This is a genomic window from Streptomyces sp. JW3, from assembly GCF_052216785.1.
Taxonomy (GTDB): Bacteria; Actinomycetota; Actinomycetes; order Streptomycetales; family Streptomycetaceae; genus Streptomyces.
This window is the reverse complement of sequence record NZ_JBQOUX010000020.1, coordinates 56,165-82,102: the sequence shown is the minus strand read 5'-3', so window position 1 is coordinate 82,102 and position 25,938 is coordinate 56,165. Positions and strand designations below refer to the sequence as shown.

Sequence of the window (25,938 nt, the reverse complement as noted above, 5' to 3'; positions counted from 1 at the left end):
GGACCGCCCAGGGAGCGTGCGGCAGGCAGGCCCTCCGCGGGCCGCCCGCGCCACAACGCCGGCCGGTCACTTCAGCACGGCGGTCGTCGCCAGAGTCGTGTAGCGCATCGTGAAGCGGCCGCCCAGCGCGTCGACGGCCCGGCCGACCGCGTCCAGTATCTCGGCCAGCGGACCCGGGGCGAGCCGGGTGAGGCCGCCGGTGGTGGGGAGCAGGTCCAGCCACTGGTCGCGGGTGTAGGACCGCTCCCAGTCGAAGCGCCACCGCTCCGGCTCGTCGAACCGCCCGGTCGCGCGGAGCCGGTCGGCGATCTTCGCGTACCCCGCTTCATACAGCTCCACGGGACGCCGGGCCGGCTGAGCGCTGAACGGGGAGTCGGGCGCGGCCCGCCGACAGGCGGCGGCGAACGGCTCGGCCACCTCGGCCGGCGGTTCGAATACGTGCCCGAAGACCGCCAGGCGGCCGTTCGGACGCAGCACCTGGGCCGCCTTCGGCGCGCCGGCGGCCGGATCCACCCAATGCCACGACTGGGCGGCGATCACCGCGTCGAACGTCCGGCCGGCCGGCTCCCAGGTTTCGAAGGGCGCCTCCTCGACCCGCAGACCACGGGCCCGCGCGAAGCCGGCCATCCGCGGGTCCGGCTCGACCCCGAGGACGGCGCACCCGGCGGCCTGGAACTGGCGGGCCGCGATCCCGGTGCCGCAGCCGACGTCGAGGACGTCGGGCCCCGGACTCCCGGCGACGACCCGGGCCACCAGATCGGCGGGGTAGCCGGGGCGGGCCTGGTCGTAGCGGCGCGCGTCCGCGCCGAACGACTCGGCCGTCAGCCGGGCCTGATGGGGCTGCGCCGGTTCCGGCCGCTCGGGCTGCTGGGGTTGCTCGGGCTGCTCAAACTGCTCTCGCGATAGAGTGGGCATGCGTTCACTCTAGTGGGCGAGCGCCCATAAGCCAGTGGATTCCAGTGACTCGGCCCACGAGAGGATCGGTAAGTGCCGACCGGGGTACATCTTCGCGACGCGCGGCAGCAACTGTTCGACGCCGCGGAACGCGTGCTGCTGCGTGCCGGCCCGAACGGGCTGACCAGCCGCGCCGTCACCGACGAGGCGGGCTGCGCCAAGGGCGTCCTGCACCGCTACTTCAACGACTTCGACGCCTTCCTTGCCGACCTCGTGCTCGACCGGGCCGGCCGGTTGGAGGCGCAGACGCACGCGCTGCGCGAGACCGCCGGCACCAACACCGTGGCCGACAACCTCACGGCCGCGCTGACCACCCTGTTCGGACCGGTCCCCGTGGCGATCATCCCGCTCATCACCTTCCGGGACGAGCTGCGCGCGCGGCTGCGGCGGGCCGGGCCCGGGGGCGGCATCGCGATCCTCGCCCAGGTCTCCACCGCGGTCGCCGCCTACCTGGCCGACGAACGCGGCCTGGGCCGCATCGCGGCCGACGCCGACATCGACTCACTCACCCTCTCCCTGGTCGGGGGCGGCCACCTCCTGTTCGCCGACCGCGACGACCCTGCCCCACCGACCGCGGCGACCGTCCACAAGCTGGTGACCACGGTGCTCGCCGACGTCGTACAACGACGGCCGCGCTGACCCCGCCGCGCAGCCGCCCCCGGCCGGGCGGCGCGGGGCGGCCGGGCGCCGGAACCGACGCGAACGCCGAGGCGTGACGCGCGGCGCGCGGGGGACCTGTCCGGGCATGGCAAGAGTCGCGAAACCCCCGTCCGCGGACCCCGAGGGCCCGGCGCTCAAGCGCGCCCTGACCACCCCGCTGCTCTACTTCTTCATCCTCGGCGACGTCCTCGGCGCGGGCGTCTACGTCCTGGTGGGCCAAGTGGCCGCCGACGCCGGGGGAGCGGTGTGGGCGCCGCTGGCCGTCGCCCTGCTGCTGGCCCTGCTGACCGCGGCCTCCTACGCGGAGCTGGCCACGAAGTACCCCCGCGCGGGCGGCGCCGCCCACTACACCACCCGCGCCTTCGGGCCCTTCGCCGGGTTCGTCACCGGTTTCTGCATGCTCGCCGCCGGCATCGTCTCCGTGGCCGCGCTGGCCCGGGGCTTCGGCGGCGACTACCTGTCCGCCTTCGTGACCCTCCCCGTGGGCCTCGTCGCGGTGCTCTTCCTCGCCCTGCTCGCCCTGGTCAACGCGCGGGGCGTCAAGGAGTCGACCCGGGCCAACGTCGTCGCCACGGTGATCGAGGTCGGCGGTCTGCTCGTCATCGTCGTGCTGGGCGGCTGGCTGCTGCTGCGCGGCGACGGCGATCTGGGGCGGCTGGGCCGGCTCGGCACCCCCGAGAAGGGGGCCGCCGCGGCGCTGCTCAGCGGCTCCGTACTGGCCTACTACTCCTTCGTCGGCTTCGAGACCTCGGTGAACGTCGCCGAGGAGACCCGGGACCCGCGCCGCTCCTACCCGCGCGCCCTGTTCGGCGCGCTGGCGACCGCCGGGGCCGTGTACGTACTGGTGGGCCTCGCCGCGTCGGCCGCCGTGCCCACCGCCCGGCTGGCCGGGTCGAGCGGCCCGCTGCTGGAGGTGGTCAAGGAGGCCGGCGGCGTACCGCCCCGCCTCTTCAGCGCGATCGCGCTGGTCGCGGTGGCCAACGGCGCGCTGCTCACCGGCATCATGTCCTCCCGCCTCGCCTACGGCATGGCCCGCGACGGACTGCTGCCCGGCGTCCTGGCCAGGGTGCTGCCGGGCCGCCGTACACCGTGGGCGGCGATCGCGGTCACCACCGCGCTGTCGATGCTGCTGGCCCTCACCGGCAGTGTCGCCACTCTGGCGTCCACCCTGGTGCTGCTGCTCCTCGTCGTCTTCCTCATGGTCAACATCGCCGTGCTCGTGCTGCGCCGCGACCCCGGGGACGCCGGCCACTTCCGGGCTCCGACCGTGCTCCCGGTCCTGGGCGCCGCCTCCTGCGTGCTGCTCGCCACGCAGGTCGAGGCCGAGGTGTGGCTGCGCGGTCTGCTGGTCCTGGCGACCGGGGCGGTGCTCGCCGCGCTGGTCGCCGTACGCCGGGCCCGCCATCCCGCGCGGGCCGCCGGGGGCGAGGAGGCCGCCGGGACCACGGAGCCGGCCGGCGAGCGGCCGCCGGCCTCGTGACCGGGCCGGCCCCGGCCGCCGTCAGACCGTGTGTTCCCTGATCCGGGCGAGCAGGACGCGCAACCGCTCGCGCTCACCGGCGTCCAGGGCGGCCGTCGCCTCGGCGAGCGCCAGCCGGTCGATCTCCTCCGCCTCGCCGTGACAGCGCACCCCCTCGGTGGTGAGGCGGAGCAGGAAGGCCCGCCGGTCGCGGGGGTGGCGGATCCGCTCCACCAGCCCGTCCCGCTCCAGGCTGTCCACGATGCTGGTCGCGGTGCGCGGCGCGATGCCCGCCAGGTCGCTCAGGTCCCGCATCCGCAGCGGCTCCTGCGCGCGGGCCAGCATGCGCAGCGCGCGCAGCCGGGCCACCGACGCCCCCTTCTCCCGCAGCCGGGTCTCCACGAAGTCCCGCAAGCGGTACGTCGTCTCGTACAGCTCGTCGATCAGGATGTCGCTGCTGCCCTGTACCGCCGCCATGTCCGTCGCCGTCCCGTTGTCCCTGATGTGGTTGCGCCACCGTGGAACCATGGTACTGAGCAGACACATAGTGTGTATGCTCAGCACATGCGTCAGCGCCTCGTCGTCCCCGTCGTCTGTGTCTGCGTGACCTTCATCGCGATCGTCGACGGCGCGATCACCACCGTGGCACTGCCCTCGATCGCCCGGCAGTTCGACCTGACGACGGCGGCCCTGGACGGGGTCGTCGTGGTCTACCCGGTCTGCCTGGCGATGGCGATACCCGCCTCGGCGTGGCTGGTCGAGCGGTTCGGCGGCAAACGGGTACTGGTGACCGCGCTGCTCGGGTTCCTCGTCTCGTCGACCCTCTGCGGCGCCGCCGCCGACCTCGGCCAACTCGTCGCCTACCGCGCCGTCCAGGGCCTGTCCGCCGGGCTGCTGCTGCCCGCCTCGGCGGCACTGCTGTTCAGCACCTTCACCGCCTCCGAGCAGGTGCGCGTCTCCAGGTACACGATCATCCCGCAGCAGATCGCCCCGGCCGTCGCCCCGATCCTGGGCGGACTGCTGGTCGACCACCTGTCCTGGCGCTGGGTGTTCTACGTCAACGTGCCGGTGGGGCTGCCGGCCGTGCTGTTCGGCGCGCTCTTCCTGGCCCGGCACGAGGGCGGCCGGCCGGGCCGCTTCGACCTGCCCGGCCTGCTGCTGAGCGCGGCGGGCCTGGGCGCGGTGATGCTCGGTGTCTGCGAAGGCCCGGGCCGGGGCTGGTCGTCGGCCACCGTGGTCGTCTCCCTGGTGGCCGGCGCGGTCCTGCTGGCCGCCGCCGTCCGCCACGAACTCCGCGTGTCCGAACCGCTGTTGCGGATACGGCTGTTCGCCGACCGGCTCTTCCGCGACACCAACCTGCTCAACCTGGTCGGACTGGTGCCCGTCCTCGGTGCCATGTACCTGGGGCCGCTCTTCCTGCAACAGGCCCAGGGCCGCAGCGCCTCGGAGTCCGGCCTGGCCACCTTCCCGGAGGCGTTCGGCGTGCTGCTGACCGTGCAGGTCGTCGGTGTGCTGTACGCCCGGATCGGTCCCCGGGTCATCGTCGGCTGCGGCATGACCGGCGTCTGTGTCGTGCTGCTGCTGTTCGCCGGCTGCGACGCGGACACCGGACTGTGGACGTTCCGCCTCTACATGTTCCTGCTCGGCCTGTCCATGGGCTGCTTCTTCATCCCGACGACGGTGGCCTCCCTCGCCACGATCGACCGGCGGGACCTGTCGCAGGCGACCACGCTGAACACCGTCGTACGGCAGACCGGCGGCGCCCTCGCCCCGGCCGTGGTGACCACCGCCCTGGTGCTGGGCACCGCGCCGGCCGCCGTGGCGGACCCGCCGGTCACCGCCTACCAGCAGGCGTACCTGGTGCTGGCCGCGCTGGCGGCGGTCACCGCGGTCTTCGCCTTCACCCTCCCCGACGGCCCCGCCCGCGCCGCGGCCCGCGGCACGACCGTGGTCCCGGCCCGGGGGTTCGGCCGGTTCCCAAAGCGTACGGAGCCCGTCGACTTCCAGTGAGGCCGGCGGCCGTCCCCCCGCGTGGTCAGCTCCCGAGCTCCCGTACCAAGGGGTGGTGGGAGCAGCGGAAGCCGCCCGCGAAGGGGGTCACCGCGTCGTAGGGCAGGGTGTGCACCGTCACGTCGCGCGCGGTGAGCGCCTCGGCCAGTCCCGTCAGGCGCTCGTCGACGACCACCTCGCCGGGGGCCAGCACCATGCTGTTGCCCGCCAGGAGGTCGACGGCGTCCCGGAGGCCGACGTCGATCAGCTCCCAGTCGGCGACCGGCCCGGGCAGCCCGTGGGTGAACTGTTCCCGGCAGACCACGGCGAGGCCCTCGCGGACGGTGCTGAGACCGTCGTCCAGGTGGATCACGTGTTCCGACAGGGGCACCTGGTGGACCCGGTACTCGTCGCCGAGCAGCCGTTCCAGCCACCGGACCCCCGCCGTGTCGGACGCCGCCCCGCCCCGGCCGGTGCCGACCAGGATGTCCCGTCCCATCGGCAGCACGTCGCCTCCCTCCAGGAAGGGCCCCCGGGCCGTACGCGGCTGAGGCACCGGTACGGGAGCCGGGGGCGGCATGACCGAGCAGCGCGCGCCGCGTGCTTCGGCCTCTTCGAAGACCGGACGCAGCCCGAAGCGCTCCTTGAACCGGGGCGGCAGCCGCAGCGCCGCCTCGATCACCCGGTCCCCGACGACGATCATGGGGTCGCGGACAAAGGTCTGCGAGCCGAACCCGTCGCCGCCGTACACGCTCAGCTCGCTCTCGCCGAGCGCGCGGGGGCGGTGCACCCGAATGCCGCGCGCCGTGAGGAAGCGGACCAGGCCCTCGACCTGCTCGACACACCGCCCGTAGCCCTCCGGGTCGGCCTGCGACCAGGGCCTCCCCGCCCACCGGGGCAGGTTCTCCTTCGTCCGCTCGGGAAGGAACCGCAGCGATTGCGGCACACCGGCGGCCAGCCCGGCGGGGACGGTGAAGTCGATGACGCGGCCCACGACGGTTTCCCTGAGCACTCCCCAGTCGTGGGTGACTTTGACCGACGGGGTCGGGGGAGAGGGCACGGCGGTCATGAGACCGGCTCCTTGCCCTCGGTGGGCCGCGGTTGCGGGACGGCGTCCGGTCGCGCGAGCCGGTGCCAGAAGTCGAGCTGGTGCTCCCGGGCGTAGTCGACCGGTCCGACGGCGTCCGGCGCCAGGGACTGGGTGTGCGGCACGGCCCGGTCCGGATCGAACCGGGGCCACCGGGGGAGCCCCGGCCGGTTCGGGGTGCCGGTGCGGGCGAAGTGCGCCCAGTGGCCGGTCATGGTGTCGGCCAGCCGGAGCTGGGCCGGGGTGAAGTGCCGCTGGGCGGCGGCGTCCTCGAAGACGTACGGGGTGTCGGCCGCGTGATAGGCGCCGAAGTCGAAGTCGCCGGGGAAGGGGAGGTACATGGGGGCGTCCCGGTCGGCGAACTCGTAGGCGTACGTGGGTGCGTGCCGTCCGAACGCGACGGCCTGCGCGTAGGTGCCCCGGGCCCACATCCGGTCGGTCACCACGGTGGCCCAGGCCAGGGCGGGGGAGGGGAAGTCCGTCACCGGGTAGCGTGCGCGCACCGCGGCCGCCCGGCGGCCGAAGGCCGTGGCCAGCGCCCGTTCGTACTGGGCGGCGGTGAACGGGGAACCGACCGCGTCGTGCGCCGCCCCGACGAACAGGCGGTGCTCGTCCCGGGTGGCCCCGGTCAGCACCGGAACCCGGGCGAACCGGCCCGCCCGCAGCGCCTTCTCCGGCAGTTCCGGCAGCACCTCGGTGCCGTGGGCGAACGCCTGGAAGGCGTTCATGATGTGCGGCACCGCCAGCAGCTCGCGCACCGGCAGCGCGCGCAGACACCGCAGCGCCCGCCGCGGGTCGGGCCCGGCGCAGCCGAGGGAGGAGGTCAGCTCGACGCCGGCGGCGCGTACTTCCCGCGCCGAGCGCCAGATGTAGTACGGGTAGGCCGGTACCCCCTCGCCCATCGCCCCGGCGGGCATGTCCATCATGCCCTCGCCGCTGGCCAGCACGGCCCGGTGGAACAGCCCCCGGGCGCCGGGCGAGGTGAGGTGCCCGCTGATGGCGGCCGCGCCGAACGAGGAGCCGGCCACGGTGACGTTGCCGGGGTCGCCGCCGAACGCGCCGGCGTTGCGCCGCACCCACTTCAGCGCCGCCTGCTGGTCCAGCAGGGCGAACGTCCCCGACCCCTTGAGTCCCGGATACCCGAAGCCGCCGAACACACCGAGGCGGTAGTTGACCGTGACGACGACCAGACCGCGGTCGGCGAGGCGCCGGGCGTCGAAGAAGCTGCCGCCGCCCACGGTGCCGTCGCCGTGGATCCACACCAGGACGGGGGCGGGCCGTCTCGCGGCCGGCCGCGCGCGTGCGGTGACGTCGAGGACCAGACAGTCCTCCTCCAGGCTCGGCGCGTCCGCGTAGGAGGAGGCGACCTGGGCACAGAGCGGGCCGGGCTTCGTGGCGCCCCGTACCCCCTTCCAGGGCCGTACCGGGCGCGGCGCGGCCCACCGGTGGGCGCCTTCGGGCGGTCCCGCGTACGGGATGCCCCGGTAGTGGGTGTGGGCCCCCGTCCGCACGCCCCGGACGAGGCCGGTGTCGGTGCGCGCCGTGACGCCCGCGCCGGCCGGCCCCGGCCCGCGCGGGACGTCCGGGGCTGCGGTGCCCACCGCCACGCAGAGGAGTACCGCGCTCGCGAGGACCGTGCTCATCGCCGTACGTTTCGCTGCCATGGCCGCCTGTCCTGCGCCGGGTCGCCGAGAGCGACGAGGGGGTACGGGACATGTCTACCGCGCCCCGGCGCGGTCGGCCGGGTGAAACCCGGCAGGACGGGGAACGCCGTCCGCACCGGAACAGAACCGGTTCATGACCAACGAAAGGACCAGAACCGGAGAATCCTCACGTACGGACCTCGGGTGGCCGCGGTGTCCGCGCGCGCCGCCGGCCGGCGCCGGGTCCTCGGGCAGCTGCCAGCCGCCGCCGCGGTCCTCCTTGGCCCAGCGCGCTGCGAGGTCGGGGAGGTGCAGGAAACAGGCGAGGGAGGTGGCGGCCCGGAAGGCGTCGATCGCGCGCTGGGTCTGCGGCAGGGCCAGGCGCAGCAGACGCGGATTGACTCCGCCCTGGATCTCGTCGACGAAGGGCCGCAGCACGGTGTCGTAGTTCGCCAGCGCGGTCGGCAGGTCGTCCGGGTGCCGGTTGATCTCACCGGCCAGGACGTGCGCGCCGACCAGACCGCCGGAGACGCCCATGCCGCTGTAGGGGGAGGCGCAGTGCGCGGCGTCGCCGGCCAGCACCACCCGGCCCTCGGACCAGGTGCCGGTGCGCACCTGGACGACCTCCTGGGAGTGGAAGAAGGGGCTCGCCGCCATCCCCTCGATGAAGCGCCCGGTCTGCCAGCCCGCGTCGCGGAACCGTCCGGCCCAGAACTCCCGGCGGCGCTCGACGGGCGCGCGGTGGATGGCGGTGGCCTCTTCGGAGTCCTCCCGCAGCACGAAGTACACCTGGGTCTCGGTCGGGTTGTGGCTGCGGCGCATGATCTGGCGGCCGCCCGGGGCCATGTACGTGTCCCGGATGCTGCTGTCGGAGGCGATGCGCGGGACGAACCAGTAGGCCGTGTGGATGCCGACCCGCCAGTACGGGTCGAAGTCCGCCGGAAGCAGCGCCCGCCGGATGCGTGACCCCTGTCCGTCCGCGCCGACCAGGAGGTCGAACTCGCCGGCGGATCCGTCGGAGAAGTGGGCGACCACCCGGTGTCCGTCCTGCTCGAAGCCGTCGACGCTCGTGCCGAAGACGTACTCGGTGTCGTCCTTCGTCGCGTCGTTGAGGATGCGCACCAGGTCGCCGCGCATGATCTCGTACTCGGAGGTGAGGGTCTGCCGGCCCTGCCCGGAGGTGTTGGCCATGATCGTCGCCCTGGCCCTGCCGCGGGCGTCGACGAAAGCGACGCCCGCCTCGTCCACCAGCTTGTCGCGGACGGCGTCGAGCAGGCCCATCCGCCGGACCGCCTCGATGCCCTGTCCGCGCAGGTCGACCTGGGCCCCGGTGGCCCGCAGCGCCGGGAAGCGCTCGACGACGGTCACCCGGTGGCCGCCCCGGGTGAGCCAGAAGGCCAGCGCCTGCCCCGCGATCCCGCCACCGGCGACAAGGATCCGCAGCGACCGCGCACCTGTCCGTGTTGTCATGGCCATTCCCCAAAATCTATCGGTGAATGATTTCTTTCCAGAGTCATCTATCGGCGATAGATTGTCAACGTGACCAAGATGAACCGTGAGACCGTCGTCGCCGAGGCACTGGCCCTGCTCGACGAGGTCGGCCTGGACGCCGTCAGCACGAGGCGGCTGGCGAAGCGACTGGGCGTCGAACAGCCGTCGCTGTACTGGTACTTCCGCACCAAGAAGGACCTCGTCGCGGCGATGGCGGAGGCGGCGATGGCGCCGCATGCGACCGCGCCGCTGCCGGCGCCCGGCGACGACTGGCGCGAGTGGTTCCTGGCGAACACGCGCAGCTTCCGGCGCACCCTGCTGATGCGCCGGGACGGGGCACGGCTGCACGCCGGCAGCACCCCCACCGGTGACCTCGACCGGCTGCGCCGCAAGATGGACTTCCTCGTCGCCGCCGGCGTGCCCGAGCGGGACGCGCGGATGGCGATGCTGGCGGCCGGGCGCTACACGGTCGGCAGCGTGCTGGAGGAGCAGGCGGAAGCCGCCGCGGCCGACCGCGCGGAGCTGCCCGCCGAGGTGCCGGTGATCGACCACGAGTCGGCGTTCGAGGCGGGCCTCGCCCTCATTCTGAACGGCCTGGCGCACCGCGCCGGGGTGGCGCCGCCGAGACCGTGACGGCCGGGTCGGGCGTCAGGCACGCTGCCGACGCGCCCCGCCGTCCGTCACAGCAGCGCGGCGGACGGTACGACGGCCCCGTACAGGTCGGCGACGGCGGCGAGGGCGCCGAGGTGGACCTGGCGGGCGTTTAGTTCCGTGCCGTGTGCCGACAGCGGTCGGGTGGCGCAGGCGTCGGCCACGACGGTGGGCCGGTTGCCGCGCAGGAAGGCGCCCTGGGCGGAGTACGCCACGCACATGTGGGTCATGAAACCGGCGACGACCAGATCGTTGTGGCCCGCCTCGTCGACCAGGCGGCCCAGGTCGGTGCCGCGGAAGGCGTCGGGGACCCGCTTGACGACCACGGCTTCGTCGTCGGCCGGTGCGACGCTCGGGTGGATCCGGCCGATGTCGGCGCGGATGTCGTACAGCGTCCCCTCGCCGCCGTCGTTGACGACATGGATGACCTTCGCGCCGTCCCGGCGGGCCCGCTCCAGCAGCCGGGCGGCGACATCGAGGGCGGGCCGCCAGCCGTCCAGTTCCAGGACGCCGGTCGTGTAGGTGTTCTGGCAGTCGATCAGGAGCAGGGTCGAGGCGGCCAGCTCGGCAGGCGTGTCGTCGAAGCCGTTGAGCCGGCGCAGGGTCGTTCCGGGCATGAAGTACCACCTGGGCAGAAGGGAGTTGGGAGCGCGGGACGGCGGTGCCGTGTCCCGCACTCCTGACGCTATGGCCCGGCGCACGCGTCGGCAATGTCGTCTAACATGCAGAAACCGACATCGCCGTCGTCGGCCGGGGGGAGCGCTCGTGAACACCGTCGAACGACTCGTCGTCATCGTCCTCTTCGACGGAGTCGACCTCCTCGACGTCACCGGACCGCCGGAGGTCTTCGCCCTCGCCCGACGCGAGACGCGGGAGGCGGCGGGCTACCAGGTGGTCCTCGTCGCGGAGACGAGGGAGCCCGTCGTCACCGCCGCCGGCGTGCGGGTGCTGCCCGACGCGACCTTCGAGGAGCTGCGGACGAGGAGTGTCGACACCCTGGTGGTGCCCGGCGCGGTCGAGTCCGGCGGCGACCGCCGGGTGCGCGCGGTCGTCGACCCCGTCGTGGTGGAGCGGGTCGGGGAACTGGCCGCGCGCACCCGGAGAGTCACCTCGGTCTGTGTCGGCGCCCATGTGCTGGCGGCCTGCGGGCTGCTCGACGGAAAGCGGGCCACCACCCACTGGTCCACCGCCCGGCAGCTCGCCGCCGACCACGACGCGGTCGAGGTGGACCCCGATCCGATCTTCATCCGCGACGGCGACGTGTGGACCGGCGCCGGCATCAGCGCCTGCCTGGACCTGTCGCTCGCGCTCGTCGCCGACGACCTCGGCGAGGCCGTCGCGCTGCGGGTCGCCCGGCAACTGGTGATGTACCTGAAACGGCCGGGCGGCCAGAGTCAGTTCAGCGTCCCGCTGGAACAGGTCGCCACGACCCGGCGCATCGAGGAACTGCGCCACTACATCCTGGGCGCCGTCGCCGAGCCGCTCACCGTCGCGCGGCTCGCCGCACACGCCCACCTCAGCGACCGCCAGCTCACCCGGATCTTCAAGGCCGAGCTGGGCATGACCCCGCACGCCTACATCGAGTCGGTCCGCGTCGAGCGGGCCCGCAACCAGCTCGAAACCACCGACGCCACGCTCGAACGCATCGCGGCCACCTGCGGACTCGGCACCGTCGACACCCTGGTCAGGGCGTTCCGCCGACGACTGGACACGACCCCGACCGAGTACCGCAACCGCTTCCGGACCGGCCCCGCCCCGGTGGCGTAAGCCGCACGACCCGGCCGGCGCTCAATGGTCCCGGCCCCCGCGCGACGGCATGCGGACCACCGGACGGGGTAATCGCTGCTGCGTCGGCTCGCCGGCCGAACGCCGCCGGGGCGAGAGACAGGCCCACCCGTGTGAAGGCATGCCCAGCGGTCGCTGCGACGGCCCGTCAGGGAGGGAACACGATGGACGAATCATCAGTGCGGGCGGTGGGCTGGGCGCGCTCGCTGCCGACGCACACCGGCCCGAAGGCGGCCCGCGACTGGGCGCGGGCGCATCTGGAGACGCTCGGCTGGACCCGCAGCGCCCCGCAGACGGTGGACGACATACTGCTGACCGTCTCGGAACTGGTCACCAACGCGCACGTCCACGCCCGCTCCACCGCCCGGCTCGTGATGGCCTGGGACAGTCAGTGCCTGCACATCACCGTGCACGACGACGACACGGACCTGCCCGCGCCGCGCGGGTTCAGCCCGGACCGTCCCGGCGGCCGGGGCATGCTGCTGGTGGACGCCGTGGCCGACAGCTGGGAGGCCCGCCCCTGCCCCTACGGCAAGTCGGTCACCGCCTGCTTCCGCCCGGTGCCGCCCGCCGCCCCGTCCGGTCGCGACGACCCGGAAGGGGCGGAGTGACCGGGGCGAGGGGCGGCGACCCCGGACAGCCGTCTCACCAGGTGAAACGATGGTTTGACATTAGATGACCTTATGGCTGATAAAGAAGCTGCTTTGGCCACGTATTGACGCTCCGCGCCGATGGCCCTCCTTCCAGCCGAATGACGAGTACGCCGTGTCCCAGCCCGCCGCAGTTCCCTCTCCCACCGACCCTGTGGAGCGGTGGAACGCGTGGTGTGCGGGGCGCCGTACGGCGCTCACCGCGCCCACCGGCAACCTCGCCCTCGTGGAGACCCGCTGGCTGCCCGCCGGCGAACGCCCCGACGCGGCGGCGGCCCGCACCGGCCTGCCCGACACCGTGACCGTCACCACGCTCAGCCGCACCGACCCGGTCACCGGCGAGCCCGAGCACGGCCTGCGCTTCTGGGACGCCGCCGCGCCCGCGCTCGCCGCCTTCGACCACGTGGCCGCCTTCCCCTACGACCCGGCGTGGGTCCTGGAGGCCGCCTACACCCCGGTCCCCGGCGCCCGCCGCGTCGCCTTCGAGCACATCAGGGACAACGGCGGCACCCGCGACCTGGTCGTCCCCGGCGACATCACCCTCACCGTCGACGGCCGCGACTACACCCTGAGCGCCTTCGACGACGACGGCACCCTGCTCCTGGTCTTCGGCGACCCCACCAACGGCGACCCCACCAACGGCGACACCACCTACGGCGCCGGCCGCTTCCTGTTCGTCGAGCGCACGGACGACGGACACCGGGTGATCCTCGACTTCAACCGGGCCTTCGTACCGCCCTGCGGATTCTCCGATCAGTACAACTGTCCGATGCCGCCGCGGCAGAACCGCCTCCACCTGCCCGTCGAGGCCGGCGAGAAGCGCCCCGTCTTCCGCGACGGCTTCCCCGCGCAGCACTGATCGCCCCCTCTCCACACCGTCTCCCGCAGTCCGAAGGCAGCCACCCATGTCCGTGCGCAGAACCTCCCTGTACGCCGTCACCTCCGCGGCCGTCCTCGCCCTCGCCCTGACCGCCTGCGGCGGCTCGACCGGCTCCGGAACCGCGGCCGGTACCTGGGACAAGAACGCCACCGTCAGCATCGGCTCGCTCTACGAGCCGCAGAACCTCGACAACACCGCGGGCGGCGGCCAGGGCGTCACCGAGGCACTCAACGGCAACGTCTACGAGGGCCTGTTCCGGCTCACCGACGACGGCGACGTGGAGAAACTCCTCGCCCGGGACTACCAGGTCAGCGACGACGGCCTCACCTACACCTTCACCCTGCGCGACGGCGTGACGTTCCACAGCGGCAAGGAACTCACCAGCGCCGACGTCAAGTACAGCCTGGAGAAGGTGCTCGCCGACGACTCCCAGTCGGCCCGCAAGAGCAACCTGGAAGTCGTCAAGGACATCGCCACCCCCGACGAGCAGACCGTCAAGGTCACGCTGTCGCAGAAGTCGATCTCCTTCGTCTACAACCTGTCCTACGTCTGGATCATCAACTCCGCGGCCAAGGACCTGAAGACGAGCGAGGACGGCACCGGGCCCTACACCCTGGACAAGTGGACCCGCGGCTCGGCCCTCAGCCTCAATCGGTTCGCCGGCTACTGGGGCGACGCCGCCGCCAACCAGCAGGTCGTCTTCCACTACTACAAGGACGCCACCGCGCTGAACAACGCGCTGCTGACGGGCGCCGTCGACGTGGTCACCAGCGAGCAGTCGCCGGACGCCCTGGAGCAGTTCAAGAGCAACGGCGACTACACGGTCAACGACGGCGACTCGACCACCAAACTGCTGCTCGCCTTCAACGACAAGGCCAAGCCGTTCACCGACGTCAAGGTGCGCCAGGCCGTCTCCGCCGCCATCGACGACAAGAAGCTCCTGGAGTCCGTCTGGGGCGGCTACGGCAAGCTCATCGGCTCGATGGTGCCGCCCACCGACCCCTGGTACGAGGAACTCACCGACGTCAACGCGTACGACGTCGCCAAGGCCAAGAAGCTGCTCGCCGAGGCCGGTTACGCCAAGGGCTTCAGCTTCACCCTCGACACCCCCAACTACGACCCGCACCCCACCGCCGCGACGTTCATCAAGTCCGAACTCGCCAAGGTCGGCATCACCGTCGAGATCAACACGATCACGCCCGACGAGTGGTACACCAAGGTCTACAAGAACCACGACTTCACGGCCACCCTCCAGGAGCACGTCAACGACCGCGACCTGGTCTGGTACGGCAACCCCGACTTCTACTGGGGTTATGACGACAAGCAGGTCACCCAGTGGGTGAAGCAGGCCGAGGAGGCCGCCACCACCGACGAGCAGACCGCCCTGCTGAAGAAGGTCAACCGCAAGACCGCCGAGGACGCGGCCAGTGACTGGCTGTACCTGTATCCGCAGCTCGTCGTCGCGAACAAGAAGCTCTCCGGCTACCCGCTCAACGGCCTGAACTCGCAGTTCTTCGCCTACGACATCAAGAAGAAGGGCTAGAGGGGCTGATGGCCCGCTACCTGCTGCGCCGGCTCGCCTTCCTGGTGGTGTCGCTGGCCCTGGCGAGCGTGGTGCTCTTCGTGCTGCTGCGGATGCTGCCCGGCGACCCCGCCAACGCGCTCACCGCGGTCGGCGCCAGCGACGAGCAGATCGCCGTGGCCCGGCACTCCATCGGCTCGGACCGGCCGCTGCCCCAGCAGTTCACCCACTGGCTCGGGCAGCTCGCCACCGGCGACCTCGGCACGTCCTTCGTCAGCTCGCTGCCGGTCGGCCCCGAGGTCACCGCCCGCCTGAACGTCACCGTGCCGCTCACCCTGGCCGCCTTCGTGCTCGCGGTCCTGATCGCCGTACCCGCCGGATTCGTCGCCGCCCACAAGCGCCGCACCTGGTACGGCGCCCTGCTCAGCGGCGTCTCCCAACTGGGCATCGCGATCCCGGTGTTCTGGCTCGGCATGATCCTGATCGCGGTGTTCGCGCTGAACGCGGGCTGGCTGCCGGCCGGCGGCTTCCCACAGGTCGGCTGGGCCGCCCCGGCCGACGCGATCCGCTCCCTGGTCCTGCCGGTCGTCACCATCGCCCTGGTGATGAGCGCCTCCCTGATCCGCTACGTCCGCTCCGCCACCCTCGACGTGCTCGGCAGCGACTACCTGCGCACCGCCCGCGCCCTCGGCGAGTCCTTCCCCGCCGCCATGTGGCGCCACGGCCTGCGCAACGCCTCCGTGCCCGTCATCTCCATCCTCGGCATCGAACTGGCCTCCACCCTGCTTGGCGCGGTGGTCGTGGAGTCCGTGTACGCGCTGCCCGGCCTCGGCTCCCTGCTGGCCACCGGCATCGCCCAGCACGACTACCCGGTCATCCAGGGCGTCCTGTTCGTCTCCACCCTCGCGGTACTGCTCATCGGCTTCCTCGCCGACCTGGTCCAGCGGATCGTCGACCCGCGGCTGCGCGGCCGGCTCTCGGGAGGCGCCCGATGACCGCCCCCGTCCGCACCGAACCGCGCACCGAGCGCCCCACCCGCCGCACGTCGCTCACCCTGACCGTCGGCTGCGTGCTGACCGGCCTGGTCGCGGTGCTCGCGCTGGTCTCCTTCCTGTGGCTGCCCTACGGCCCCGACGACACCTCCGGCGGCCGGCTCGCCGGACCGGGGGAGGGGCACCTGCTCGGCACCGACAAGCTGGGCCGCGACCTGTTCACCCAGCTGATGACCGGCGCCCGGATCGCCTTCGGCGCGGGCCTCGGCTCGGTCGCGGTGGCCGCGCTGATCGGTGTCACGCTGGGCGTGCTCGCCGCGTTCGCGCAGGGCTGGCTCGACGACACGCTCTCCGCGTTCCTCGACATCCTCATCGCCTTCCCGACGCTGCTGCTCGCGATGCTGGTGGTGGCCGCCCGGTCGGCCACCCTCGGCTCCGCGGTGCTGGCCATCGGCCTGGCCCAGAGCGCGGTCGTCGCCCGGCTGGTCCGCATCCTCGTCAAGCGGGTCCTCACCCAGGACTACATCACCGCCGCCCGCACCTCCGGCACCTCCTGGCCGCGCACCGTCGCCGGCCACGTACTGCCGAACATCTGGCCCACCCTGGTGGTCAACCTGGCGCTCCAGTTCGGGCTGGCCGTCCTCGCCGAGGCCGGTCTGTCCTACCTGGGCCTGGGCGCCCCGCCGCCCAACGCGTCCTGGGGCCGCATGCTCCAGGAGGCGCAGGCCACCTTCACCACCGCACCGGCCGGCGCCCTCGCCCCCGGCGTCCTCCTCGTCCTGCTGGTCATCGGCGTCAACCTGATCGCCGACGGACTGCGCGACGTCCTCGATCCGGCGACCCGCGGGAGGCGGTCATGACCCTGCTCGACGTCGACCGGCTGTCGGTGACCGCCGCGGACGGCCGGCCGCTCGTCACCGACCTGTCCTTCACCGTCGCGGGCGGTGAACGCCTCGGCCTGATCGGCGAGTCCGGCTCCGGCAAGTCGCTCACCACCCTTGCGGTACTGGGACTGCTGCCCGAGGGAATGACGGCCACCGGCAGCGTCGTCCTCGCCGGGACGCAGACCGTCGGCGCCCCGGAGAAGCGGCTGACCGCCGTCCGGGGCCGGGACGCCGCCGTCGTCTTCCAGGAGCCGCTGACCGCTCTCGACCCGCTGATGCGGGTGGGCCGCCAGATCGCCGGCCCCCTGGCCCGCCGTACCGGACTGAAGGGCCGCGCGCTGCGCGCCGCCACCCACGAGGCCCTCGACCGGGTCCGGCTGCCCGAACCCGACCGCGTCGCCCGGGCCTTCCCGCACGAGATCTCCGGCGGCCAGCGCCAGCGGGTCGCCCTCGCCGTCGCCCTGGCCTGCGAACCGGCCCTGCTCATCGCCGACGAACCCACCACCGCGCTCGACGTGTCGGTCCAGGCCGAGATGCTCGACCTCATCGACACCCTGGTGCGGGACCGCGAGATGGCGGTGCTGTTCGTCAGCCACGACCTCGCGGTCGTCGCCAAGGTCACCGACCGGGTGCTGGTCATGAAGGACGGCCGGTCCGTCGAAGCGGGCCCGGTGGGGGACATCGTGGGCGCCCCGCGCGAGGAGTACACCCGCGACCTGGTCGCCAGCGCCCGCACGCTGGAGTCCGCCCTGGACCTGAGGAGCGCGCCGTGACCCCCGTGCTGGAACTCACCGACGTGGCCGCGCGCTACCGGGGTGCCCGCACCGACGTGGTCAGCGAGGTGTCCCTCGCCGTACGGCCCGGCGAGAGCCTCGCCCTGGTCGGCGAGTCCGGCGCCGGCAAGACCACCCTGCTGCGCCTCCTGCTCGGCCTGGCCCGCCCCACCACCGGTGAGGTCCGCTTCGACGGCGCCCCCCTCTCCCCTCGGAACCGGGAGCAGCTGAGGCGCTTCCGGCGCAGCGTCCAGTGCGTCTTCCAGGACCCGTACTCCTCGCTCGACCCGCGCCGCCGCGTCGGCTCGATCGTCGCCGAACCACTGCGCTCGCTCGGCCTGAACTCGCGGGCGGGCGCCGCGCCGAAGGTGGCCGCCGCCCTCGAAGGGGTCGGTCTGCCCGCCGACGCGGCCGGGCGCTACCCGCACGAGTTCTCCGGCGGGCAGCGCCAGCGCATCGCCATCGCCCGCGCCACCGTCTGCGAGCCCCGCGTCCTGCTCGCCGACGAACCCGTCAGCGCGCTGGACGTCACCACCCGGGTGAAGGTGGTCGACCTGCTGGCCGAACTCAAGCGGGAGCGCGGTCTGACCCTGGTGATGGTCTCCCACGACCTGTCCGTCGTCGCCTCCCTGTGCGAACGCACCGCCGTACTGGAACACGGCCGGGTCGTCGAACAGGGCGACACCGCCCAGGTCCTCGGCGCACCCGCCCATCCCTACACCCGCCGGCTGCTCGACAGCGTGCCCCGGCTGCCGGTGGGCGGGTGACCCGGAAACAATGACCGCACGATTGCTGTGCATATTGTTAACAATCTTGTAGCCTGCGTCACGCCTCGATCCCGGGGCGATCGGCAGCACTTGATGCTCAGTGAGGGGAGACCCAGTGCAGCGGCTCTCTGCGTCCTTCGGACGCGACGCGCTCACCCACTCGACGGGCACGCGGAACGAACGTCCGGTGCCCCGCACCCGCCTGCTGAGAGGCATGGCGCTCGCCAGTTCCCTCGCTCTCACGGCGGTCGCGGTGCCCGCCTCCGTCGCGGCCGCCGCGGCCGGCCCGGCCACGTCGGCCGCCCGCGGCCACGCCGCGGACCCCCAGGACGCCGCGCTGGACTTCGACTCCGCCGCCTACACGACGATCACCGTCACGGTGGACGGCCGGCCGCTGGACGTGCGCTGGTACCAGCAGATCTGCTATGTCGCCAACCCGGTCGCCGCGGCGGCCCGGCAGCCCGGCGGTCCCGGCGGCGGCACCACCACGATCACCGACACCGCCTGCGGCTACCAGAGCATGAACGTGTTCGTCCCCGAGAGCGCCTTCGGCGACCAGCGGACCCCGGTCTACTTCGCCGTCAACAACAGTGGCTGGAAGGCCAGTTACCTCAGGGCGAGCGTCACCGCGGGCACCTCCTACAACAGCTCGACCAGCAACGTCGGCGCGGCCCTGAAAGCGGGGTACGTCTTCGTCGACGTCGCGAACCGCAGCCGGGGTCTGGTGGGCGCCGACGGCACCTCCCCCGGCAAGGCCCCCGCGGCCGTGGTCGACGCCAAGGCCGCCGTCCGCTACCTGCGCCTCAACGACGCCGCGATGCCCGGCAGCGCGGAGCGGATCGTCATCAACGGCACCAGCGGCGGCGGTGCGCTGGTGTCGATCCTGGGCGCCTCCGGCAACAGCGCCGAGTACGCCCCGTACCTCGCCGCGATCGGCGCCGCCGGCATCGACGCCAAGGGCCGCAGCACCCTGCGCGACGACGTCTTCGCGGTCAACGCGTACTGCCCGATCACCGACCTCGGCAACGCCGACGTGGCCTACGAGTGGCTGTACAACGTCCTCGCCACCCGCGACGCCACCGGCTCGAACCCCTCGCCCGAGGCCGCCGAGGAGATCGCGGCCAAGTTCGCGGCGTACGAGAAAAGCCTCGGACTGCGCAACCCCGACGGTTCCAGGCTCACCGCCGCGACCATGCTCGACACCATCGAGAAGGAGGTCATCAGCTCCGCCGAGACCTACCTCGCGGCGGACCCGGCGCACACGATCCCGTCGCTGGGCGGCACCTTCCAGATCACCTCCCAGGGCACCACCAAGTCGTACGTCAACGACTGGATCGACGTCGACACCGCCACCGGCACGGTGCGCTCCGTCGACATGACGAAGTACCTCGCCTTCGTCGCCACCCAGGCCACGCTGAAGACGACCCCCGCCTTCGACGCGGTGGGCGTCGACGGGAACACCACCAGCGGCACCGAGACCGACCTGTTCGGCCCGCCCAGCCAGAAGTACCTGAACTACACCGAGTACAGCTGGAACCACAACGACGTCGCCGGCGACGGCAGCGGCCTCGACGACACCGGGCTGACCTGGAAGCAGTACACCAGCAAGAAGGGCACCATCGTCGACGACCAGACCCACCTCATCAACCCGATGGACTTCGTCGGCACCGGCGCGGACACCGCGCCGAACTGGTACGTCCGCCACGGCACCCGGGACCGGGACACCGCGCTCACCGTCTCGGTCAACCTCGACCGGGCGCTCGCCGCGGACAAGCAGGTCAAGGACCTGAACTACCAGCTCGCCTGGAACCAGCCGCACGCCGGGAACTACGACGTGCCCGAGGCCATGGCCTGGATCGCCCAGGCCGTCCGCAAGGCCGGCGACCCGCTCACCTCCCGGCCGGGCGACCGGGGATAGGCCGCACCGGCGACACCGCCGACGGCACCGTGCCCCCCGTCACGGTGCCGTCGGGTCGGGGAAGGCGTCGTCGCTCCACTGGTCCAGCAAGGCGTCGGCCGTGTCCGCACCGGGTTCCACCGGTCCGTCGTGCAGGGCCTGCTCGGTCCAGATCACCTTGCCGCGCGGGGTGTAGCGGGTGCCCCAGCGCTGCGCGAACCGGGCCACGAGGAACAGTCCGCGGCCGCCCTCGTCGGTGGTGGCCGCCCGGCGCAGATGCGGCGAGGTGCTGCTGCCGTCGGAGACCTCGCAGATGAGGGTGCGGTCGTACAGGAGACGTGCGGTGATCGGCGGGATCCCGTAGCGGATGGCGTTGGTGGCCAGCTCGGAGAGGATCAGCTCGGTGGCGAAGCCGATGTCGTCCAGCCCCCAGGCGCGCAGCTGCCGTCCGCACGCGGCGCGGACCGGTGCCACCGCCGCGGCGTCGGCGGGTACGTCCCACTGGGCGATCCGCTCCGGGGGGAGCAGCCGGGTGCGGGCCACCACCAGGGCGACGTCGTCGCGGGGCCGGGTGGGGAGCACGGCGTCGAAGACCGCCCGGCAGGTCTCCTCCGGATCCCGCTCGGGGTGACCGGCCAGCGCGTCCAGCAGCAGGCCGATGCCCGCGTCGACGTCCCGGCCCCGTTCCTCGATGAGCCCGTCGGTGTACAGCACCAGCCGGCTTCCCTCGGCCAGCGGCAGCTCCGCCGTCTCGAAGGGCTCCGCGCCGCCCAGTCCCAGGGGCGGGGAGACCGGCACCTCGGGCACCTGGGCCGAGCCGTCGGGGCGGACCAGCACCGGCGCCGGATGCCCGGCCCGGGCGATGGTGGCCCGGCCGGAGACGGGGTCGTAGACGGCGTAGAGACAGGTCGCTCCGGTCACGCTCCGGTCACTGTCCTCACCGGCCTCGTCGGTGTCGATGCGGGTGACCAGCTCGTCCAGGTGGGCCAGGAGTTCGTCGGCCGCCAGGTCCAGCGCCGACAGGTTGTGCACGGCGGTGCGCAGCCGGCCCATGGTGGCCGCCGCGTGCAGGCCGTGGCCGACGACGTCCCCGACCACCAGGGCGACCCGCGCGCCGGGCAGCGGGATGACGTCGAACCAGTCGCCGCCCACATCGCCGAACTCGGCGGGCAGATAGCGGTGGGCGACGTCCACCGCACTGGGCGTGGGCAGGGTCCCGGGCAGCAGTCTGCGCTGGAGTGTCACCGCCATGGTGTGCTCCCGGGTGTAGCGCCGGGCGTTGTCGATGGCCACCGCCGCCCGCGTCGCCATCTCCTCGGCCAGTTCCAGGTCGTCCACCTCGAAGGGCTCGGGCTTCTCCGCGCGCCAGAAGCGGGCCACGCCCAGGATCACCCCGCGGGCGTGCAACGGGACCGTGATGAGCGAGTGGATGCCGTGGTCCACGAGCTGCCGGACCCGCTCGGAGTCCTGGGCGGCGATGCCGGGGAGGTAACCGGGGATGTCGCCGAACACGGCGCGCAGATCGGGTTCGATCACCCCGCGGCCACCGGTCGGGCGGCCCGCCCGCAACGACGGCGACACGAACGTGACGCGTTCCCCCACCGGGGTGAAGGGAGCGTCCGCACGGACACCGGCGGCCGCCACGCGCCGCAGCCACTGCTCCCTGCCGGTCGGCTCCTCACCGGACAGCACCGGTTCCGCGAGGTCGACGGTGACGTAGTCGGTGAACTGCGGCACCGTCGCCCCGGCCAGTTCCTCGGCGGTCCGGGTCACGTCCAGGGTGGTGCCGATGCCGACACTCGCGTCGAACAGCATCTTCAGACGTTCCCGGGCCACCTCCGCGTGACCGGAGACCACCCTGAGCTCCGTGGTGTCCCGCAAGGTCGCGACGCTGCCGGAGGCGCCCGCGTACTGCTCCAGCGGCCGCTGGTTCACCGCCAGCACCCGGCCACCGGCCACATGTACCTCATCGGTGGCCGTCCGGCCGGAGACCAGCAGGTCGGCGACGGGCGGCGCCAGACCCAGTTCCGCCACATGGTGGCCCCGCGCTCCCGGGGGCAGCTCCAGCAGTCGCTGCGCCTCCTCGTTGACCAGCAGCAGCCGGCGGTCGGCGTCGACGATGACGATGCCCTCCCGGGCCGCGTGCAGCACCGCGTCATGGTGCCGGTACATGCGGGTGATCTCGGCCGGGCCGAGGCCGTGGGTCTGGCGCAGCAGGCGTCTGGAGACCAGCACGGCGCCGGCCGCGCTCACGGCCACGGCGGCGAACGTGATGCCGAGCAGCGTCGGCAACTGTCGCTTCGCCTCCGCGCTGATGCTGGTCACCTGGACGCCGACGGCGACTCCGCCGATCACCGAACCGTCGCTGTCCCTGACCGGCATGAAGGTACGCACGGCCGTGCCGTCGCCCGTCACGTTGCGCCCGGTGGCGGTGCGCCCGGACCGCAGTGCGTCCAGGTCCTGATCCGCGGAGACACGCTTGCCGATCAGGCTCGGATCCGGCGTGGCCCAGCGGATGCCGTCCTTGTCGACGATGACGATGAAGTCGATATCGGCACTCCTTCGGACCTCATCGGCCCGCGGCTGGAGCACGGCCGCCGGATCCGGTGACTTCAGGGCCGTCACGACGCCGGGGTCGTGGGCGAAGACCTCCGCGACGGCGAATGCCCGGTCGTTGGCGGCCCGGGTGGCCTCGCGGTTGACCGTCACCACCAGCAGGACGACCGCCACGACGGCCAGCAGCACGACGATCGCCACCTGGAGCACGAGCATCTGGCCGACCACACTGCGCAGACTCGCCAGGGACCGCAGCCCCCACCACCGGCCGGAAGATCGCATCACACTTCCTTTTTACCCCCTTTTGCCATACTCCTGCGGACGTCTGGGCGCGGCTCAGTCGGCCAGCCGCTGGGTGCCGACGACTCTCAGCAGCTGGAGTTTGTCGTAGCTCTCCGTGCCCGGGGTGGCGGTGAAGACGAGGAGGGCGTGTTCCTGGTCGGGGTCGAGGAGGGTCTGGCAGTGCAGGGTGAGCCGGCCGACCTCGGGGTGCAGCACACGTTTCTCCTCGCTGAAGCCGACGTCGACCTGGTGCTCGTTCCAGACGGCCGTGAACTCCTCGCTGCCCGCCAGGAGGCGGCGGACGAGTTCCGCGGCCGGGGAACCCGGACCGTGCCGGGCCGCCGCCTGCCGTAGCTGGGCGGTGTAGAAGCGGGAGTGCCTGGGGTGGTCCGCGGCCGGGTAGATCCGCCGGGCGGCGGGCGTCACCGGCCGGATCGTCTCCGTCTCCTCCCAGCCGCACCGCATGGGCACGGCCCGCACCAAGGACGCGGCGGACCTCTCCGGAGCGCACCGGCCCTACAAGGCATCCGGCGCCTACCAGGACTCCAAACTGCACCTGAACCTGTTCTCCGCCGAACTGCAACGGCGCCTGACCGCGGCCGGCCGCCCGGTCCGCTCGCTCATCGCCCACCCCGGCATCGCCACCACCGGCCTGATGAGCCACTCCGCCGCCGGGAAGCTGGGCCACGCACTGCTGGCCCGGCTCAACAACGACGCGGAGCACGGCGCCCTGCCGACCCTGTACGCCGCCTGCCAGGACCTTCCCGGCAACTCCTACGTCGGCCCGGACCGGCACGGCGGCATGAAGAGCCACCCCAGGGTCGGCAAACCCTCCACGGCCTCCCTCGACCAGGCGACCGCCGCCCGCCTGTGGACCCTCACCGCCGAACTGACCGGCGTACGGTGACCCGGGCGCGGGCCACACCCAGCGGCCGGTCCACGCCGGTCACCTCCCGCACCCGCACCCACCCGCACCCGCCGCCCCGCCCCGCCTCGTCGAGTCACCGCTGCCCCGGAACACGCGTCACCAGCCGCAGCCGCTGCTCGCACCTGCCCACCCGTACCGTCTGCCCCCACGTCAGCTCCAGGGCGTCGCCCTCCACGCCGTCCCCGAAGGCGACGAGACGTTCGGACTCGACGGTGAGGCACAGCCGGCCCGCGGCGGCGAGTTCGCCGGCCACCAGGGACGTCCCGGTGGCCGGCGACGGCCACGCCTCGCGGACGAACCAGAGCAGCCGGTCCTCGGTGGGGTGTGGCAGGCGCAGCGCGCTGCCCCGCTCCTGCCACACCGACCCGAGCCAGCCGGTCGAGCCGGTGCCCGTGCCCACCAGCACCCCGGAGGAGGCCTGGGCCTCGACGACACCCCCGTCGCCCTCCAGGCCCAGGCGGTATCTGGCCGTCTGGTGTCCGACGGCGCCGAGGTAGATCTCGTTCAGCGCGACCAGCCGCTGGGTGTCGTCTGCGACGGCCTCGACCATGGTGAGTTCGTCCGTCCGGGCGGCCGCCGCGCCGCGCAGCAGCGCCGCCGCGTCGGCCGTCCGGTGCCGTACCAGTACGCCGGGGTTGCGCCCCGGTTCGGGATCCACGCCGATCACCGGCTGCCCGGCGAGGTACTTGGCCACGTTGGCCACCAGCCCGTCCTGCCCCACCACGACCACGACGTCCTCCGGGGCGAACAGGAAACGGTCCAGGTCGCCGCGTTCCACCCGGGCCTGCCGCCAGGTCGGCGGGACCGCGGCCGCCACCTCGGCCAGCGCCCGGTGCGCCCGGCGGTGGCGTTCGGCGACGTCCCCGAGGTCCTGGCCCCGGGAGGAGAGGAAGAAGGCGGCCTGACCGTGGGTACCGTGCCGGGCCACCAACTCCTCGTACTGCGTGGTGCGGTGGACCAGGACGGCCCGCGGCGCGAGGCTCATCCCCCGGCTCCGCCGCCGAGCCGGGCCAGCAGCCCGGTCAGCACGTCCGGGGAGACGGTCAGGCTGTCGATGTGCGGCAGGTTCTCCGCCAGCCGCGTCCCGGTGAGCGCGTGCAGCGTTGCCACGTCGACCTCACCGTGGACGCGCAGCCAGGCCGCCTGGGCCTCGGCCCGGGCCGCGCCGACCTCACGCGCCGCCTGGGCCTCCGCACGGGCCAGCGCCACCGCACGGGCCGCCTCGGCCTCGGCGAGCCCGACCGTGCGCGCCGCCTCGGCCCGGGCCCGCACCTGGTCGGCCGCCGCGGCCTCCTCCGCCTCGCGGCGCGTGTTCGCCCCGCGCTGTTCCACCAACTGCTCCTCACGGCGGGCGAGTTCGATCTGGCTGGCCAGTTCGTTCTCGGCGATGGCCCGCTCGCGTTCGACGGCGACGGCCCGCCGCTCGTACGTCGCCCGGTCGGCCTCCTGCTGGATCAGCTCCCGGGCGGGCGTCCGCAGCGCGCGCTCCACCTCGGCCTCGGGGCGCACCGCCATGACCCGTACGGTCACCACCTCGATCCCGGTGGCCGGCAACCGCGGCTCGGCGCCGAGGCCCGCCGCGACCCGGTCGCGCACTGCGGCCACCCCGTCGACCAGCGCCGCGGCCAGCGAGGTGCGGGCCAGCACGTCCAGCGCGTGCTGCTGGGCCGTCTCGGTGAGCAGGGTGCCCAGTTGCTCCAGCGGGGCCCCGCGCCAGGCCCCGGTGTCGGGGTCGACGGAGAAGTCCAGGCGGGCGGCGGCCAGGGCCGGGTCGCCGATCCGGTAGGTGACGGTCGCCTGCACCGACACGTCCTGGAAATCGACGGTGCGGGCGCGGAAGGTCATGGCCAGTTCCCGGTCCTCGACCGGCACCTCGGAGAGCGCGGCGGTCAACGGGCGGAACCAGAAGCCGAGTCCGGTCCCGTCGTGCACGAGCTTGCCGTCGCGGTGGTGCCGGATGTGGGCCGTGGGCGTGGCGCGCAGATGGCGCCAGCCCAGGCGCCGGGTGATGTCGGCCATGGAGAACTCCTTTTTCTCGTCGCTTCGACGATAAGGGGAGATCGTCGTTATCGTCAAGAGGACGAGAAT

At 73.0% G+C, this 25,938-nt stretch carries 24 protein-coding genes; 14 read left to right on the top strand and 10 right to left on the bottom strand.

Going from position 1 to position 25,938, the window contains the following annotated elements:
* Positions 1-66: 66 nt before the first annotated feature.
* Positions 67-915 (bottom strand): class I SAM-dependent methyltransferase, encoded by an 849-nt coding sequence (locus tag ACTT8P_RS11630; protein WP_442831498.1) that lies wholly within the window; start codon positions 913-915, stop codon positions 67-69.
* A gap of 72 nt (positions 916-987) precedes the next feature.
* On the opposite strand from ACTT8P_RS11630, the gene ACTT8P_RS11625 reads away from it, so the two are divergent.
* Both ACTT8P_RS11625 and ACTT8P_RS11620 read left to right on the top strand, forming a co-directional pair.
* The gene (locus tag ACTT8P_RS11625; protein ID WP_442831497.1) at positions 988-1,593 is read left to right on the top strand and encodes a TetR/AcrR family transcriptional regulator; all 606 of its coding nucleotides are present in this window, start codon (positions 988-990) and stop codon (positions 1,591-1,593) included.
* 106 nt (positions 1,594-1,699) lie between these two features.
* Positions 1,700-3,094, top strand: coding sequence for an APC family permease (locus ACTT8P_RS11620; protein ID WP_442831496.1), 1,395 nt, complete (start codon positions 1,700-1,702; stop codon positions 3,092-3,094).
* Positions 3,095-3,115: 21 nt separating this feature from the next.
* Here ACTT8P_RS11620 and ACTT8P_RS11615 read toward each other — a convergent pair whose 3' ends face one another.
* Positions 3,116-3,550, bottom strand: a complete 435-nt coding sequence (locus ACTT8P_RS11615; protein ID WP_442831511.1) for a MarR family winged helix-turn-helix transcriptional regulator — start codon at positions 3,548-3,550, stop codon at positions 3,116-3,118.
* 87 nt (positions 3,551-3,637) lie between these two features.
* Between ACTT8P_RS11615 and ACTT8P_RS11610 the strand changes: the two genes are divergently transcribed.
* Positions 3,638-5,083, top strand: a complete 1,446-nt coding sequence (locus ACTT8P_RS11610; protein WP_442831495.1) for a DHA2 family efflux MFS transporter permease subunit — start codon at positions 3,638-3,640, stop codon at positions 5,081-5,083.
* Positions 5,084-5,108: 25 nt separating this feature from the next.
* Here ACTT8P_RS11610 and ACTT8P_RS11605 read toward each other — a convergent pair whose 3' ends face one another.
* Genes ACTT8P_RS11605 through ACTT8P_RS11595 form a run of 3 tightly spaced genes read right to left on the bottom strand, consistent with a single transcriptional unit; the run spans position 5,109 to position 9,262 of the window.
* Positions 5,109-6,131, bottom strand: coding sequence for an amidinotransferase (locus ACTT8P_RS11605; protein WP_442831494.1), 1,023 nt, complete (start codon positions 6,129-6,131; stop codon positions 5,109-5,111).
* Positions 6,128-7,813: a carboxylesterase/lipase family protein gene (locus ACTT8P_RS11600; protein ID WP_442831493.1), complete on the bottom strand. Its 1,686-nt coding sequence runs from the start codon at positions 7,811-7,813 to the stop codon at positions 6,128-6,130. The genes ACTT8P_RS11605 and ACTT8P_RS11600 overlap by 4 nt, the downstream gene beginning before the upstream one ends.
* Before the next feature lie 54 nt (positions 7,814-7,867).
* Positions 7,868-9,262, bottom strand: a complete 1,395-nt coding sequence (locus tag ACTT8P_RS11595) for an FAD-dependent monooxygenase (RefSeq protein ID WP_442831492.1) — start codon at positions 9,260-9,262, stop codon at positions 7,868-7,870.
* A 78-nt stretch (positions 9,263-9,340) separates the two neighbouring features.
* Here ACTT8P_RS11595 and ACTT8P_RS11590 point away from each other — a divergent pair, with 78 nt between their 5' ends.
* Positions 9,341-9,916, top strand: a complete 576-nt coding sequence (locus ACTT8P_RS11590) for a TetR/AcrR family transcriptional regulator C-terminal domain-containing protein (protein ID WP_442831510.1) — start codon at positions 9,341-9,343, stop codon at positions 9,914-9,916.
* Positions 9,917-9,963: 47 nt separating this feature from the next.
* Here the strand turns inward: ACTT8P_RS11590 and ACTT8P_RS11585 are convergent, their stop codons facing one another.
* The gene (locus ACTT8P_RS11585; RefSeq protein ID WP_442831491.1) at positions 9,964-10,551 is read right to left on the bottom strand and encodes a cysteine hydrolase family protein; all 588 of its coding nucleotides are present in this window, start codon (positions 10,549-10,551) and stop codon (positions 9,964-9,966) included.
* Positions 10,552-10,699: 148 nt separating this feature from the next.
* Between ACTT8P_RS11585 and ACTT8P_RS11580 the strand changes: the two genes are divergently transcribed.
* The 9 genes from ACTT8P_RS11580 to ACTT8P_RS11540 all read left to right on the top strand — a co-directional run bounded on the left by ACTT8P_RS11580 (position 10,700) and on the right by ACTT8P_RS11540 (position 20,105).
* Entirely contained in the window at positions 10,700-11,701 is a 1,002-nt protein-coding gene (locus tag ACTT8P_RS11580; RefSeq protein WP_442831490.1) for a GlxA family transcriptional regulator, read from the top strand.
* 182 nt (positions 11,702-11,883) lie between these two features.
* Positions 11,884-12,330, top strand: coding sequence for an ATP-binding protein (locus ACTT8P_RS11575; RefSeq protein WP_442831489.1), 447 nt, complete (start codon positions 11,884-11,886; stop codon positions 12,328-12,330).
* A gap of 154 nt (positions 12,331-12,484) precedes the next feature.
* Positions 12,485-13,228: a DUF1684 domain-containing protein gene (locus ACTT8P_RS11570; RefSeq protein WP_442831488.1), complete on the top strand. Its 744-nt coding sequence runs from the start codon at positions 12,485-12,487 to the stop codon at positions 13,226-13,228.
* Positions 13,229-13,274: 46 nt separating this feature from the next.
* Positions 13,275-14,792 (top strand): ABC transporter substrate-binding protein, encoded by a 1,518-nt coding sequence (locus ACTT8P_RS11565; RefSeq protein ID WP_442831487.1) that lies wholly within the window; start codon positions 13,275-13,277, stop codon positions 14,790-14,792.
* An 8-nt stretch (positions 14,793-14,800) separates the two neighbouring features.
* Positions 14,801-15,766 carry an ABC transporter permease gene (locus ACTT8P_RS11560; RefSeq protein WP_442831486.1) on the top strand — a complete coding sequence of 322 codons (966 nt, stop codon included), beginning with the start codon at positions 14,801-14,803 and terminating at the stop codon, positions 15,764-15,766.
* Positions 15,763-16,623, top strand: coding sequence for an ABC transporter permease (locus ACTT8P_RS11555; RefSeq protein WP_442831485.1), 861 nt, complete (start codon positions 15,763-15,765; stop codon positions 16,621-16,623). The genes ACTT8P_RS11560 and ACTT8P_RS11555 overlap by 4 nt, the downstream gene beginning before the upstream one ends.
* Entirely contained in the window at positions 16,620-17,420 is an 801-nt protein-coding gene (locus tag ACTT8P_RS11550) for an ATP-binding cassette domain-containing protein (protein WP_442831484.1), read from the top strand. The genes ACTT8P_RS11555 and ACTT8P_RS11550 overlap by 4 nt, the downstream gene beginning before the upstream one ends.
* A complete protein-coding gene (locus tag ACTT8P_RS11545; RefSeq protein WP_442831483.1) occupies positions 17,417-18,187 on the top strand; it encodes an ABC transporter ATP-binding protein in 771 nt (256 codons plus the stop codon). Before ACTT8P_RS11550 ends, ACTT8P_RS11545 begins: the two co-directional genes overlap by 4 nt.
* A gap of 187 nt (positions 18,188-18,374) precedes the next feature.
* Positions 18,375-20,105, top strand: coding sequence for a subtype B tannase (locus ACTT8P_RS11540; protein ID WP_442831482.1), 1,731 nt, complete (start codon positions 18,375-18,377; stop codon positions 20,103-20,105).
* 39 nt (positions 20,106-20,144) lie between these two features.
* Here the strand turns inward: ACTT8P_RS11540 and ACTT8P_RS11535 are convergent, their stop codons facing one another.
* Both ACTT8P_RS11535 and ACTT8P_RS11530 read right to left on the bottom strand, forming a co-directional pair.
* Complete coding sequence (locus ACTT8P_RS11535; RefSeq protein WP_442831481.1) at positions 20,145-22,922, bottom strand: SpoIIE family protein phosphatase; 2,778 nt, start codon at positions 22,920-22,922, stop codon at positions 20,145-20,147.
* A 54-nt stretch (positions 22,923-22,976) separates the two neighbouring features.
* Positions 22,977-23,387 (bottom strand): MmyB family transcriptional regulator, encoded by a 411-nt coding sequence (locus ACTT8P_RS11530; RefSeq protein ID WP_442831509.1) that lies wholly within the window; start codon positions 23,385-23,387, stop codon positions 22,977-22,979.
* Between ACTT8P_RS11530 and ACTT8P_RS11525 the strand changes: the two genes are divergently transcribed.
* A complete protein-coding gene (locus tag ACTT8P_RS11525; protein ID WP_442831480.1) occupies positions 23,386-23,829 on the top strand; it encodes a hypothetical protein in 444 nt (147 codons plus the stop codon). The two genes, ACTT8P_RS11530 and ACTT8P_RS11525, sit on opposite strands and share 2 nt — an antisense overlap.
* Positions 23,830-23,923: 94 nt before the next feature.
* On the opposite strand, the gene ACTT8P_RS11520 is transcribed toward ACTT8P_RS11525, so the two are convergent.
* The gene (locus ACTT8P_RS11520) at positions 23,924-24,835 is read right to left on the bottom strand and encodes a hypothetical protein (protein WP_442831479.1); all 912 of its coding nucleotides are present in this window, start codon (positions 24,833-24,835) and stop codon (positions 23,924-23,926) included.
* Positions 24,832-25,869, bottom strand: coding sequence for an SPFH domain-containing protein (locus ACTT8P_RS11515; RefSeq protein ID WP_442831478.1), 1,038 nt, complete (start codon positions 25,867-25,869; stop codon positions 24,832-24,834). The genes ACTT8P_RS11520 and ACTT8P_RS11515 overlap by 4 nt, the downstream gene beginning before the upstream one ends.
* Positions 25,870-25,938 lie beyond the last annotated feature (69 nt).